The sequence below is a fragment of the Gilliamella intestini genome, assembly GCF_900094935.1.
Classification (GTDB): Bacteria; Pseudomonadota; Gammaproteobacteria; order Enterobacterales; family Orbaceae; genus Gilliamella; species Gilliamella intestini.
Genome location: NZ_FMBA01000029.1, coordinates 15,933 through 29,856, shown reverse-complemented (window position 1 = coordinate 29,856; position 13,924 = coordinate 15,933). Strand labels below are relative to the sequence as shown.

Below are 13,924 nucleotides of genomic sequence, written 5' to 3'. Positions count from 1 at the left end.
TGGAATGATGCAAAGGGGTTGGTTAAGGAAAAGCAATTGGAGAATTTATTTTGCTCATCGGACACGCATTTTGTTAAAATGAAAGCTGATGAGTAATATGTGTCTGTCAGATTAAGTTTGAGCTACTACAGTTACAACGCGCTTTTTCGGCTTATGCTTATTGGTATAATCATAAACGATTACATTCTTCGTTAGGCTACTTGCCTCCCGTTGAATTTAAAAAACACTTACCCCTTAATTTTTTTGTTTGAAAATGTGTTGCCATTCCAAAATCACCCCCTCAGATATGAGGAGTGGTAATTATGGAGAATTGAAGTGTGTAATCCAAATATGGGGCACGGTATGAATAGCGCGATATGGTTAATGATTAACTAGCTTTAAATTGCGGTTACCTGATAGTGAGACATTTCCTTGGCTTGCTTGCTCGACAAAGTCACCCCACCAGTCCAGCATGATTCTGCGCTGTTCTAGGTAAGTAGCACGGTTATAGGCTCGCCTGACACTATTAGTATCGACATGGGCTAGTGCCGCTTCAATAATATTAGGGTCAAAGCCTTGCTCATTTAATATCGTGCTTGCTAAAGCTCTTAAGCCATGCGCAACAAGCTTATCTTTGTATCCCATGCGCTTTATTGCCATGTTAGCAGTACTACTATTCATCGGGGTTGTATAAGGCGGTTTCATACTTGGGAATATATGCTCTCTATGCCCACTTATAGGCTTCATAATTGATAATATAGCCATAGCCTGCTTATTGAGTGTAATAGTATGCTCTCGCCTCATTTTCATTTTTTCGGCAGGAATAACCCATAAGCAATTGTCTAGATCAATCTCTTGCCATTTTGCCCCTACCGCTTCATTTGGGCGTGTCATTGTTAATAATTGCCATTCAATCAAGCAACGCGTTTGTAATTCGATTCTGGCCATAGCAAGGGATTGCATAAATTGGGGCAGCTCTTGCGCATTTATTGTTGGCATTTGCCCTTTTATAGGGCTTTCAAAAGCATCTTTTATCTTGGCTGCTGGGTTAGCATCAATCAAGCCTATATTCACCGCATAAAACATAATCTCATTGATACGTTGGCAAAGTCTTTTAATTGTTTCTAATTTACCATTAGCTCTTAGTGGCTCCATGGCCTTAATAAATTCTTTTGCTTTTAATTTAAAGATTGATTTATCACCAATATAAGGAAATAAATGTAACTCTAACGATTCCCACGTTCTTTTTAAGGTGCTTTCAGTTAGTCCTTTGCCACTTTTAACTTTAAACCAATCAGCGGCTATCTTTTTAAAGGTGCTAGTAATTTCGTCATGCTTACGTTGTTCTTGTTCTGCTTTGTGCTCTTGAGGATCTACACCTTGCTTTATTAATTCTCGCGCTTCATCTCGTTGTTTTCGCGCTTGCTGTAGTGAAACCTCAGGATAACTACCGAAGCTAATTAATGCGCCCTTTTTGGTATATGGACGCGTATACTTAAAACGCCAGATTTTAGAATTATTCGATTTAACTAAGAGATACATACCACCGCCATCAAATAAAGAGTAATCTTTATCTCTTGGTTTGGCTGCTTTTATTTGGGTGTCTGTTAATGGATGGTTTTCCTTGCCATAATTATTTTAGGTATACGATATATAGGTATATTGCGTCTGTATACCTAAGCATATACCTAAAAATTATGGTTGTAAATGTACCTTACTGATACTTAATGGGCAATAAAATAGACTTTAAGGCTTGTTATTACTGGGTTTGGTGTACTTTGTAGGGTTTAAAAGAATGTTACTGATTATTGAATTGGTGGAGCCAAGGGGGATCGAACCCCTGACCTCAACGCTGCCAGCGTTGCGCTCTCCCAGCTGAGCTATGGCCCCAAATAGAATGGGATAAAGCTGTGACTAATAATATGCAACTAAACAATAAGTGTCAATCAGTTCAGTACTATTTGTTTGAAAAACATCCAAATAAAACTCTGCCAATCAATGGCAGAGTTAATATCATTAACGCAATATTGAAGGTTGATCTGCACCTTCTGCTTCAATTTTAGGCGGCATAAAGTGTTCACGTTTTACGCCCAATTTAAGTGACATATACGCAGCCACATAAATTGATGAAATTGTTCCAAGCACAATACCAACACCTAGTGTTTCAGAAAAGCCTTTTAACATTGAACCACCAAAGATATACAGGATAATAACAACAACAAGTGTTGTGCCTGATGTCATTAATGTTCGATGCAATGTTTGTGTTAACGAGATGTTGATAACATCATAAGGGTCTGCGCGTCGAATCTTTCTAAAATTCTCACGAATTCGGTCGAAGACGACAATAGTATCGTTAAGTGAATAACCAATAATTGATAACATTGCAGCGATGATTGTTAAGTCTAATTCTCGCTCAAATAGTGATAAGTAACCTGCTGTAATGATGACATCATGCGCTAGGGCAACAACGGCACCCGTACCAAATCGCCATTCAAAACGAAAGGCAATATAGATTAAAATACACACTAATGCGGCACAAATTGCCAATATACCATCTTGAGCAAGTTCAGCGCCTACCGTTGGACCAACAAACTCAATACGTTTAATTTGTGCATTGGCATCAATATCTTTATGTATTAAGTTAGAAATTTTTGCACCTAATGCATTATCAATCGTAGATGAAATACTACCATCTTCTTGCTTATCTGAAGGTAATCTAATGATGATATCTTTACTGCTGCCGTAATACTGTACTATCGGTTCATGATAGCCTGCATTGCGTAAGCTGTTACGAAGGTCATCAAGGTTAACCACTTTTGTTACGGTGAGTTCTACTGTCGTACCGCCAGTGAAGTCTTGTCCTAGGTTAAAGCCTTTAACAAAAATAACCACAAAAGAGGCTACCACTAATAACATTGAAATAACAAAAGCAATAAAGCCAAATTTTAAAAAGTCGAGGACTCTGCGACCATGATTAAGTTCTCTAACATCATGATTTTCTTTTTTATTAATAATCACAATAAACCTCTAAATTGATAACTTATTGACGCGACGACCGCCATAAATAAGATTGGCTAATGCACGAGTACCAACAATTGATGTAAACATTGATGTTACAATACCGATGCCTAATGTAATGGCAAAGCCTTTAATTGATCCTGTACCAACTGCATAAAGAATAACAGCAGTAATTAATGTTGTTAGGTTGGCGTCAAAAATACTGCTCCAAGCACCAGCATACCCTTCATTAATTGCATGCTGAACACTACGCCCATTGCTAAGTTCTTCTTTTATTCTTTCATTAATCAGTACGTTGGCATCAACAGCCATACCAACGGTTAACACAATACCCGCAATACCTGGCATGCTTAGCGTTGCCCCAGGAAGTAAAGACATTGCACCAACAATTAAAATTAAGTTAGCAACTAATGCAAGGCTAGCAAATACGCCAAACAGACGATACATCACTAACATAAAGATGACAGAAATCGCTAAACCCCATGCGCAAGATTCTAACCCTTGAGTTATATTTTCTTGCCCCATTGATGGTCCAACAGTGCGCTCTTCAATAATTTGGATCGGAGCAATTAAAGCCCCTGCACGTAATAATAATGATAAATTTTTAGCTTCATCAATATTACCAATACCCCTTACTTGAAAACGGTCACTAAAAATACCATCAATTGTTGCTACATTAATAACACGTTCTTGTTTTTCAAGAACTGGTTTGTCGTTTTCATCACGTTTACCTGTGTCTTTGTATTCAACAAACAATGTTGCCATCGCTTTATGAAGATTTTTTTGGGTAAAATTCAACATTTTTTTGCCGCCAGAGCTATCAAGCGTAATTGCAACTTCGGGTTGACCATATTGATTCGCACGATATGAAGAATCAGTTATATGATCCCCTGTTAATACAATACGCTTATAAAGTAGTACTGGGTGGCCATTTTCCATATATTGGATTTCAGAACCATAAGGAACACGCATGTCACCATTTAGGATGGCAGGCAAGTTAGGCGTACTTTCTTCATTAACTTGTCTAAATTCAAGTGTTGCTGTTGCTCCTAAAATACGTTTAGCTAATACGGTGTCTTGTATACCCGGTAATTCAACAACTATGCGATCAGCACCTTGGCGTTGAACTATTGGTTCAGCAACACCCAACTGATTAACACGATTGCGTAAAATTGTCGTGTTTTGTTGTACAGCATCATTTTTGGCTTGTTGTAACCGTTGTTCACTAACATTAATTACAATAGCATTGTCACTTTGAGAAACAACTTTGAAATCTTGTATACCGTTGATCTTAGTGATGGCTTTATTGCGATCTTCAGTATTGTCAAATTGTATTATAATTTGATCATGACGGTCTTTGTTGATTGTTTTATAATTTAATTTACTAGCTGTAAATTCAGATTTTATGTTTTCAATAGATTGTTCAGTGAGCTTACTTAATGCTGTTGTCATATCAACTTCCATTAAGAAATGAACACCACCACGTAAATCAAGCCCTAGTTTCATCGGTTCAGCACCTAGCATTGTAAGCCATGTGGGTGTTGCAGGTGCTAAATTTAATGCAACAATATACTCTTCACCTAACGTTTCAGATATAAGCTCTTTTGCTTTAAGTTGTGCATCGTTATCACTAACACGAATTAAAATCGATTTATTTTCATAAACGATTGATTTAAATTTGATATCATTATCAATCAAAATTTTTTTGACTTTATCTTGTGTAGTGACATTAATTTCAGCACTATTTGAGCCTGAAATTTGTATAGCAGGATCTTCACCATAAATATTTGGAAGTGCATAAAGTAGGCCGAGGCAAATGACAACGACCAACATAATGTATTTCCACAAAGGATAGCGGTTTAACACGACATATTCTCTTGTAGGATTAGGTAATTAATACAATGAATATAATAGATAAACTCTATTATAGTGATTTCATTGTTCCTTTTGGTAAAACTGATGTAATAAAGTCACGTTTGATTACAATTTCAGTTGTATCATTTAATTCTAATACAATGTAACCATTGTCATTAACCTTTGACACACGACCAATAATTCCACCACTGGTTAATACTTCATCACCTTTTGAAATTGACGCCATTAAATCACGATGTGCTTTGGCACGCTTTTGTTGTGGACGCATAATCATAAAATAGAAAAATAAACCAAACACAATCAGCATAATCATCGGAAAGTAATCACCACCTAGTTGATTACCATCTGCGGCATAAGCATTAGAGATTAAAAAGTCCATATAGGTCCTCTTGATTTAAATAAAATATTAAAGTTCGGAATTATAACACAATAAATAAGTCTATTATTAACTATTTCTTATCAAAAAGTTTTAGAAAAAATCATGTTTAGCATAAAGTAAAGGTTTTAGCATATTTAATTAACATCTATCTGTTAATAACATAATAAAGGTGAATAAATATTAATTATGTCGTTAATTATGTAGTTAAATATTGCGCCATACTAACTAAGTTAAATAACCATTTTGGATAAATTCCGCAAAGCATCGTTAGTAATGCACATAGCACGATAATTAATTCACTAATTCTAATGTTAGTCCATTTTAATTTAATTGAAGAGCCAATTATCACTTGATCATCAGGACTGATTGGCCTGATATAAAGATTGATAATTAAACGAGCATAAAAGTAAAGTCCTAATGAGCTGCCAATAACAATAGCAGCAACTAACCACCACAATTCAGCTGTTACACCTAATAAAACTAGTAAAAATCGCCCAATGAATCCTGCAGTTAGTGGGACACCAGCTAAAGATAAAAAACCTAGCCCCATAGCTAATGCTAGAATTGGCCTTCGCCAAAATAGCCCTGATAGGTCGATTTCATTTTCATGATCTTGAAGCTCATTAGAATGAGAATCTAAGCTGATAGCACCTAAAATACAGATATTAGCTAAAATATATCCAATTAGGTAAACGCCAATGGTTTCTAATGCAAGTACTTGATATTGCACAGCAATGAGAGCAGTTAATAAATAACCAAAATGTGCTATTGATGAATAAGCAAGTAATCGTTTTAAGCTGCTTTGTATTAGCGCTAATAAATTACCCCACAAAATAGAGCAAAAAGCAACAATGACTAAAATAATACGGATGGTTTCATTGTTAACTATAGGTGCTAATAAAAATAGCCTTGCTATAGCACAAAAAACGGCAACTTTTCCGACTGTTGATAATAACAAAGCAACAACTGTTGGCGCACCTTGATAAACATCAGGCAACCAAAGTTGAAATGGAACGAGTGACAACTTAAAACCAATACCCACTAGCATTAAGCAAACACCTATCAATAATAATGTGCTTGGATAAGACATTGTTGAAAGTTGATAACTTAGCCCACTAAAAGTTAGCTCTCCTGTGGTTGCATAATAAAAGGCAATCCCCATCAATAAAAATACACTAGCAACAGCAGATAATATCATATACTTAACGGCTGCTTCTAATGAATGTGTTTGCGTATATTGATAACCAATTAATCCTACAAATGGAATTGATAACAATTCAATTCCAATAAAAAATGCAATCAAATGGCTTGAGTATACGAGTGTTACACCACCTAATGCCATAAAAAGTAGAATTAAATAAAATAACCCGTGATGAGTATGTTCTTGTTTAAACCAACGGTAAGAAAAGCATGCAACAGCAATGGATATTATTAAAATTAAGCTGGTATAAAGTAATCCGTAGCCATCACAGGTAAATAGCGCTGTGATATGTCGAGCTTTCCATTCATCCATTGAAGATGCATCTATGTTTGAATTATCATCAATATTAGAATTATCTGTGATAATTGTTGTACTTGTGTTTATGCTTGCATCTGTATTTGGGGATTCATTTGCATTATTGCGGTTATTATTATCAATACCTATGTTTTCGTTCTCATTTAGTGATTCAACTGATTCAGTAGGCACAGTATCAACAGCTATTGTTTTTTCGCTTGATGGATCAGTATTTTTAGTAGGATTTAAAGCTGGCACCGATATTTGCATATTATCATTACTGATATCAGTAATAACTTGAGTGCTAAATGAAATTTTATAACCTACTGTTACAGCGCAGATCAAGGCACAGGTTAATCCACATACGGTTAAAATAGTACAATATTTGGTATTTATTTTAAGAATAAACAATGAGAATAACAAAGCAATGATGGCAAAACTTAATACAAAAATTGGTGATAAAGCTATCATAATTGATTATTCTCCCACTCGCTCTGTGGCTATATATTGTTGGGTTTGATTCACGACGGAATAAGACATATCTAAGACCAGTTGAGGATACAAACCAATAAAAATAAGGACAACGAAAATGCTTGATAATAGTAAGAGATCTTTTTTTCTAAGCTTATGTTTTGTTGTATTTTCTTTATCAATAGAGCCATAAAAAATTGGCTGCATACGAACAATAAATGAAATAGATACCAATAATAAGCCAATGACTAATAAAATAGTATAAAAAGAGAAAGTATTATAACTACCAAGTAACATCATATAATTGCCAACAAAATTTGCCGTACCAGGAATACCTAATACAGCCAAAATAAAATATAAAGTAAACGAAGATAGGTAAGGTACTCGCTCTTTAAGCCCTACAAATTGGTTTATATTTCGTGTTGAATAACATTCAACTAATAATCCACTAATTATAAACATACCAACTATTGCTAAATTGATAGCTATCATTTGAATAACAACACCTTGATAAGCAATCATTGAGCCACTATAAATAATTGCTGTAACAAAGCTCATTAATGCAATATGAATATAAGCAATAAGTTTTTTAATATCGGTTTGATTAAATGCCAGTAAAGCTGCATAAACAATAGTAAGTAATGCAAAAACTAACATAACTGGCATAATTATGATTGATGCATTAGGAAATAGCGGTATCACAAAACGTAATAAACCAAATGCAGCTGTGTTAAGTAATAATCCACTAATCATCATTGACCCAGTTGTTGAGGATTCAATATGAGCTTGAATAAACCAACTATGAAAAGGCACAAAAGGTATGCGTACAATAAAGGCTGCTAAAAAACCTAACATAAGTAAAAATTCAGTATTACTTGAGATAGGTGTTTTAGTTAATATTTGATAATCAAACGTCCAATGTCCTGTTAAGTTCCAATTAATCAAGGCTAATGAAACAATTGAGATTAGCATGAGTAAACTACTTAGTTGGGTGTAAATTAAAAATTTACTAGCACCATTAAAACGCAATTGTGAGCTTGAGTCTCGTCGCCCCCATAAAGAGATTAAAAAATAGATGGGAATTGCCACTGCTTCCCAAAATAAGAACATTAAAAATAAGTCAGTAATGACAAACAGCATTATGATGGCTGATGTCATAAATAATAAGCATAGGTAAAATAAGCCAAGATTATTTAGGTTTTCTTTACTAGAATAGACAATCGTCAATAGCACAATAAATAGGGTTGAGATGATAACAACCATAGATAGACCATCTAAAACAAGATGAAAATGAATACCTAGTAAAGGAATCCATTCTAGATTCACTTCTTTTATCCAATTTTCCCCTCGACTTAATGCATTTACGGCATCTATCCATAATATTATGGTCATTAATAATGTAAGACAAATAGTAATAAATGCCACAATGATTGGTAATTTTGACCAACTAGCTTGTACATTAACGGAAATGACTCCTCGTTGAAAACATACATGGCATAACCAACCAATAAATCCGCCTATTACAGGTAAAAAAACAAGCCATAATAACATGAATGATTACACCTTTATTAAATAAAAATCAGTAACATTAATATGATAATACTACCTATTACCATTGAAACCAAATACCATCGAATTTGCCCATTTTCTAGGTTAACGATAAATGAGTTCACTTTTTTGATTCCTCTCATTATCCAATCATCCCATAAAGCAAGAGGATCTTTTTTCAATAAACGGGCTAAATAGATATAAGGATTAACAAATAGCGTATGCAATAAATAGTTATAATGCCAATCACTATTACATAAACGTAAAAAAAACTTAAACATTGGTGCCTTTAGAACCTCTTGTACCTCGCTATTTGGATGAGCATATAAAATATAGGAGATAAGAAAGCTCAATAATATTACCGCAGCTAATAATAAGCGAAAATACGGTTGACCGTTAGTTTCAAGTTCAGCAATAGGAATAATACCTTGAACAGGTAAAGGGAAATAAATAAATATGGCTGTTGTAAAAACCACTAATATAAAGATTGGGTAATAACTTATCGGTTTAGTTTTAGCGAAATCAAAAATTTTTGGTTTGTGATGAAATACTATAAAAATTAAGCGCCAAATACTTAAACTAGATAGCAAAATACCTAATAATCCTATAGTTCCTGCCATTAATCGCTCTTTCGCCATTAATCCCCAAATAATATCCCCTTTGATATAAAATGATGCTGAAATCCATGGCATAGCACTTAGGGATAACATAATAAACAAAAATATTATATACAGTTTTGGGAATGATTTTATTAAGCCACCAAGTCTATTGATATTTCTTTCACCTTGACAATTTCTGATTAAAATTGCAGATGCAAAAATGAGTAAAGTACTTGTTACAGTATAATTAATTAAACAATTAAGTGATAAATTCCAATTTTGACAGGAAAAGGCATAAAATAAATAACTAATTTGTGCCAAATTGATATAAGTGACTATTCTTTTTATATCATTTTGTACTAAGGCTATTGAGCTGGCAAATAGTACAGTTAATGATGAAATGACAGTCATTATGGCTAATGTATCGTTAGACATCATAAATAAATTGCTTAGCCTTAATATCAAATATACACCTGCAAATATGACTGTAGATGATTGCATTAAAGCTACTGCAGGCATTGGTGCTAATGTTGTTTCTGAAAACCATGAATGCATAGGGAATAGTGCTGACTTGCTCATTGCTCCAAGGAATAACATTAACGTTATCCAAAATATAATGTCTGAATCTACCGCCAAGTTATCATGCGCCCTAGTCAAAATATCACCAATGCTTAACGTTTCGGCGGTTTGATACAGTAAAAATATACCAATAATTAAAAAGATATCAGTTAAATGCATAATGATAAATGCCTTTACTGCTGCATAACCATTACGAGCCTGTTTATAGTAAATACCGATAAGCAAGTAAGTGCTTATACTTATACCCTCCCAACCAATTAACATTACAAATAAATTATCAACTAATATTATAGTTAAGATGCTAGCAATTAATAAATTACTGTAAGCGTAAAATGTGTAAATATCGTTTCTTAATGTTAAATAGCAGGCGGCAAAAAAGTAGATTAGAAAACCAAAGAATGAGATTAAAACTAAAAATATTAGTGATAATCCATCTAAGGTTAAAGAAATTGGCACAGTAAAATTATCTACAGAAAACCAATTCCATAATTGTCTAGTGTAAATTAAAGTGGTATCTGGTACTGTGTTTGAACTAAAATCAACACAACAAAATACTGCAATTAATGCAATGATTAGCATAGTAGTAACGCCAATAATCATCACATTAATTGATCTGATATGTCTCCCTAAGCTCACTAATACTAAAAAAGAAAATAAGGGAACAATAATAGTTAAATAAAGTAAATTCATCCTTTCATTTCACTCAATGAATCAATATTAAAGATTTTTCGACGATAGAATAGTTTCATCATTAATGCAAGACCTACACAAACCTCTGCTAAAGCAGTTATTACCGCTAATATTGCTAGGACTTGCCCATCAGATTGTTGCCAATAGTTACTGGCAGCAAATAATGCGACTATTGCACCATTATTCATAATAATAAGACTAAGTAATAAAAAATAGAAATGTCGTCGGATCATTACCCCTAACAGACCAATTACAAATAAAATAGAAGATAAAATGAGATAGTGCATGAGTGAAATCATATTATTTCTCCGATATAAGCCTGTGCATAAAATGATAAGCAATCACGGCAGCACCCAATAATAAAAATATAGCTAATTCTGCTATCAAAAAATATGCGTATATAGACATTTCATGCATTAGTTCATGAGACTCTTTCAGTTCTAAATAGTTAGTATTTACTACACCATAGATAAGGGCGACTAGTAAAATAAAAGCTAAAATTAGTGGGCCTAACCAGATTTTAGGACTAATACCACGAGTTTTGTTTTCTACATTATCTACACTAATTTTCAAAATTGATGCGATAAGTAAAAATAGAGTTATTGAACCACCAACAAATAATAAGATATATAAAACAGCAGAAAAATATGTGTTGAGTAAAATAAATATTAATGCTGATGCAAAAAGTGAAATAATAAGGTATAAAATTGCTTTATCAATTCGTAAGCTGCTAATCGCTTTTACACTGGCAACGACAGCAATAATTGACGCAATATAAAAAACAGCGATCATTAAATAATCCAATGTATATTCATAATATTATTAGTATATACCCAAATGTTAGCAAGATACAGCATGTAAATATGGTGTGTATCTAAAATTAAAGTTTCCACTAGGTTCTATTGTTCTTTTTAATAGAAAAGGAATAAAAGGTATAAAGATGTTATTATAATATAATTGTGATAAAAATAATAATAACAATGCATTATACCTAAAACAATGTCAACAGATACTTACTGAAAAAAGCGACAAATCTTGGTTAAATACCATCAAAACCAGTGAGTCACCTAAAAGTTTAAACCTATTTCCTAAGTAAGCTAATTATTGTTACATTTTTTGGGGGAGTAAATATTCCATAGTTATTACAAAGTTGTATGTAAAAGAAAACTATCCATTTATTTTTTAGTTATTTTATGACCAAAATTAATTCCTATTCTTTCAATGAAGTAGTAGGTAAAAATGCTAATTAACAATGTTATCAACATCGATACAAGGCTATTAATAAAAAGTTTCCACTTTTCATTATTACACCATTTATTAAGAATAAAACAAGGCCATGTATTAAGTATAAACTGTAACTTAATTTTCCTAATGCTATGAAAATTTTTTATTTGAGTAAACCAAATACACTGTTGTTGTTTGCAATAAGAATAAATATTAGTCCTAATGCACTTTGAAATATTAATCCTGTATATCCAAATTATAATTTAAATACAGTAAAGAGGAAAAAAACAAATATAAATAGTGAGGTAATAGGTGATTTGATAATACTTGATTTTAATGGAATTAAATAGTTATTAACAAATAGGCTTGCTAGCATTCCAAAGAAGAAGGGTAAAAATAATCTAATGTCTTTTATTTTGCCGAAATTAAATAAATAATTGTGATAGTTATTTCAAAAAAAACAAATAAAATTGCTGTTAATCGTGTTCGGGTGAATATACTTAAGATAGGTACATATGCGTAAAATTTCCATTCAATGGCTAATGTCCATAATATGCCAGCAACAACTAATGATGTAGGTATTAATGCCGATATGGTTTTTTATATTTGATAGCCCAAATGTTGTCCATGATAAAAAAGCCTAGATCGCTTTTTTAAGTGTGGGAAACTTAGGAATCCCTGTTAAAAAAAACCGTGATAAAAACGAGAGTTATTACTGAGTAATATAAAGGAGCGATTCTAAAAAAACGTTTAATAAAAAATTGGATGATATTTATTTTTCCTTTATTTCGAAGCAATTGATCAAAAAATAAGAATCCAGTTATCATGAAGAAAAAACTTACACCTATTCCACCTAAAGATAAAAAACCGATTTCAATTTGTTCATTTAAGTTTTTATCAAAAATTAAAAGCGGGGTATTATTAATCCAACCTCCATCCACAAAAAAATATCGCCATGATAATAATGAATGGGATATAAATACAAAAATAGCAGAGATACCACGCAAACCGTCGATAGAAGTGTATTTATTATCATCTGTGCTTAAATTATCTTTTATGCTTTTGGGTAATAATAATTTAAGTAAAGCAATAAATAAAAATGGACTTAAAATCTTTCATTAAATTAAACCTTAGTGATTTTTAAATCTGTACAAAATGTATAAATACTAAATTTTGATAGAATTGTTCATAATTAGTTAAGCATAAGTGCTTAACTATTTTTTAGTATCGAATATGATACAGGTTTTGGGTATATTATCTATAGGTATAATTAAATTTACTTAGTTAAATAGGATAAAAAATCCTCATTTTTAAATTTTTTCCTATTCCTAATTAGGTAGATAATTGTGATATATGTTAATAAAATCAGAAAAAATAGCGTACAATGGTGCAATATTAATTATATGTTCATTATAAATAGTTTGGGAATTTAGTATGGCAGGCAAATTTATTGTCATCGAAGGACTTGAAGGGGCGGGTAAAACGACTGCGATTAATGCCGTTGCCCAAATTTTAAATCAACACAATATTAACGATTTGCAATTTACTAGAGAGCCAGGAGGCACACCGATTGCTGAAGCATTACGCAATATAATTAAAAATGGTTTAGATAACGAACCGTTGACGGATAAGGCCGAATTGTTAATGCTATATGCAGCACGTATTCAACTGATTGATAATATCATAAAACCTGCACTTAAAGCCGGTAAATGGGTGATTGGTGACCGTCATGACCTATCAACAAAGGCTTATCAAGGTGGTGGGCGTCAGTTAGATACAACTTTTATAACGACATTAAAACAACAAGTATTGGGTGATTTTAAACCTGATCTTACGTTATATTTAGATATAGATCCTGAAATTGGCTTAATGCGCGCAAAAGCTAGAGGAAAGCTTGATCGTATTGAACAACAATCACTGCCATTTTTTGAACGAACTCGGCAGCACTATTTGGAACTTGCCAAGCAAGATAAGACTATTATAACCATTGATGCAGCTCAATCAATTGGCAATGTAACCAAACAAATTGAACAAATTTTAACAAAATGGTTAACAAAATAGGTTTAA

General features: G+C 32.7%; 11 protein-coding genes, 1 tRNA gene and 1 pseudogene. 2 read left to right on the top strand and 11 right to left on the bottom strand.

The features are described 5' to 3' along the window. Positions 1-95: 95 nt before the first annotated feature. Positions 96-251, top strand: a complete 156-nt coding sequence (locus GA0061080_RS13155; protein ID WP_091124027.1) for an integrase core domain-containing protein — start codon at positions 96-98, stop codon at positions 249-251. A 109-nt stretch (positions 252-360) separates the two neighbouring features. Here GA0061080_RS13155 and GA0061080_RS08385 read toward each other — a convergent pair. From GA0061080_RS08385 to GA0061080_RS13150, 11 genes and pseudogenes are all read right to left on the bottom strand, one after another. Beyond that, positions 361-1,608: pseudogene (locus GA0061080_RS08385) on the bottom strand (integrase domain-containing protein); the annotation flags it as partial. Between the two features lie 185 nt (positions 1,609-1,793). Then, a tRNA-Ala gene (locus GA0061080_RS08380) sits at positions 1,794-1,869 on the bottom strand. Positions 1,870-1,995: 126 nt separating this feature from the next. Beyond that, the gene (gene secF, locus GA0061080_RS08375) at positions 1,996-2,991 is read right to left on the bottom strand and encodes a protein translocase subunit SecF (protein WP_065637196.1); all 996 of its coding nucleotides are present in this window, start codon (positions 2,989-2,991) and stop codon (positions 1,996-1,998) included. Between the two features lie 15 nt (positions 2,992-3,006). Next, positions 3,007-4,863 carry a protein translocase subunit SecD gene (gene secD, locus GA0061080_RS08370; RefSeq protein ID WP_091124018.1) on the bottom strand — a complete coding sequence of 619 codons (1,857 nt, stop codon included), beginning with the start codon at positions 4,861-4,863 and terminating at the stop codon, positions 3,007-3,009. Between the two features lie 58 nt (positions 4,864-4,921). Then, positions 4,922-5,251, bottom strand: a complete 330-nt coding sequence (gene yajC / locus GA0061080_RS08365; RefSeq protein ID WP_091124014.1) for a preprotein translocase subunit YajC — start codon at positions 5,249-5,251, stop codon at positions 4,922-4,924. 196 nt (positions 5,252-5,447) lie between these two features. Continuing rightward, positions 5,448-7,217 (bottom strand): NADH-quinone oxidoreductase subunit N, encoded by a 1,770-nt coding sequence (locus GA0061080_RS08360; RefSeq protein ID WP_091124011.1) that lies wholly within the window; start codon positions 7,215-7,217, stop codon positions 5,448-5,450. A 6-nt stretch (positions 7,218-7,223) separates the two neighbouring features. Continuing rightward, positions 7,224-8,768: a complex I subunit 4 family protein gene (locus GA0061080_RS08355; protein WP_091124009.1), complete on the bottom strand. Its 1,545-nt coding sequence runs from the start codon at positions 8,766-8,768 to the stop codon at positions 7,224-7,226. A 17-nt stretch (positions 8,769-8,785) separates the two neighbouring features. Continuing rightward, entirely contained in the window at positions 8,786-10,633 is a 1,848-nt protein-coding gene (locus GA0061080_RS08350; protein WP_091124007.1) for an NADH-quinone oxidoreductase subunit 5 family protein, read from the bottom strand. Further along, positions 10,630-10,932 (bottom strand): NADH-quinone oxidoreductase subunit NuoK, encoded by a 303-nt coding sequence (nuoK, locus tag GA0061080_RS08345; RefSeq protein WP_091124004.1) that lies wholly within the window; start codon positions 10,930-10,932, stop codon positions 10,630-10,632. The genes GA0061080_RS08350 and nuoK overlap by 4 nt, the downstream gene beginning before the upstream one ends. Position 10,933: 1 nt before the next feature. Next, positions 10,934-11,425 carry an NADH-quinone oxidoreductase subunit J gene (locus tag GA0061080_RS08340; protein WP_065637187.1) on the bottom strand — a complete coding sequence of 164 codons (492 nt, stop codon included), beginning with the start codon at positions 11,423-11,425 and terminating at the stop codon, positions 10,934-10,936. 1,100 nt (positions 11,426-12,525) lie between these two features. Further along, on the bottom strand, positions 12,526-12,864 hold the full coding sequence (locus GA0061080_RS13150) for an acyltransferase family protein (RefSeq protein ID WP_167349209.1): 339 nt from the start codon (positions 12,862-12,864) through the stop codon (positions 12,526-12,528). Between the two features lie 427 nt (positions 12,865-13,291). Here GA0061080_RS13150 and tmk point away from each other — a divergent pair, with 427 nt between their 5' ends. Next, positions 13,292-13,918 carry a dTMP kinase gene (gene tmk / locus GA0061080_RS08330; RefSeq protein WP_091123998.1) on the top strand — a complete coding sequence of 209 codons (627 nt, stop codon included), beginning with the start codon at positions 13,292-13,294 and terminating at the stop codon, positions 13,916-13,918. Positions 13,919-13,924: the final 6 nt, after the last annotated feature.

Excerpts from the sequence above, each read along its gene's own strand:
- yajC (WP_091124014.1), bottom strand. The coding sequence starts at position 5,251 with ATGGACTTTTTAATCTCTAATGCTTATGCCGCAGATGGTAATCAACTA.
- tmk (WP_091123998.1), top strand. The coding sequence starts at position 13,292 with ATGGCAGGCAAATTTATTGTCATCGAAGGACTTGAAGGGGCGGGTAAA.
- GA0061080_RS08355 (WP_091124009.1), bottom strand. The coding sequence starts at position 8,768 with ATGTTATTATGGCTTGTTTTTTTACCTGTAATAGGCGGATTTATTGGT.
- GA0061080_RS08360 (WP_091124011.1), bottom strand. The coding sequence starts at position 7,217 with ATGATAGCTTTATCACCAATTTTTGTATTAAGTTTTGCCATCATTGCT.
- GA0061080_RS08350 (WP_091124007.1), bottom strand. The coding sequence starts at position 10,633 with ATGAATTTACTTTATTTAACTATTATTGTTCCCTTATTTTCTTTTTTA.
- GA0061080_RS08340 (WP_065637187.1), bottom strand. The coding sequence starts at position 11,425 with ATGATCGCTGTTTTTTATATTGCGTCAATTATTGCTGTCGTTGCCAGT.
- nuoK (WP_091124004.1), bottom strand. The coding sequence starts at position 10,932 with ATGATTTCACTCATGCACTATCTCATTTTATCTTCTATTTTATTTGTA.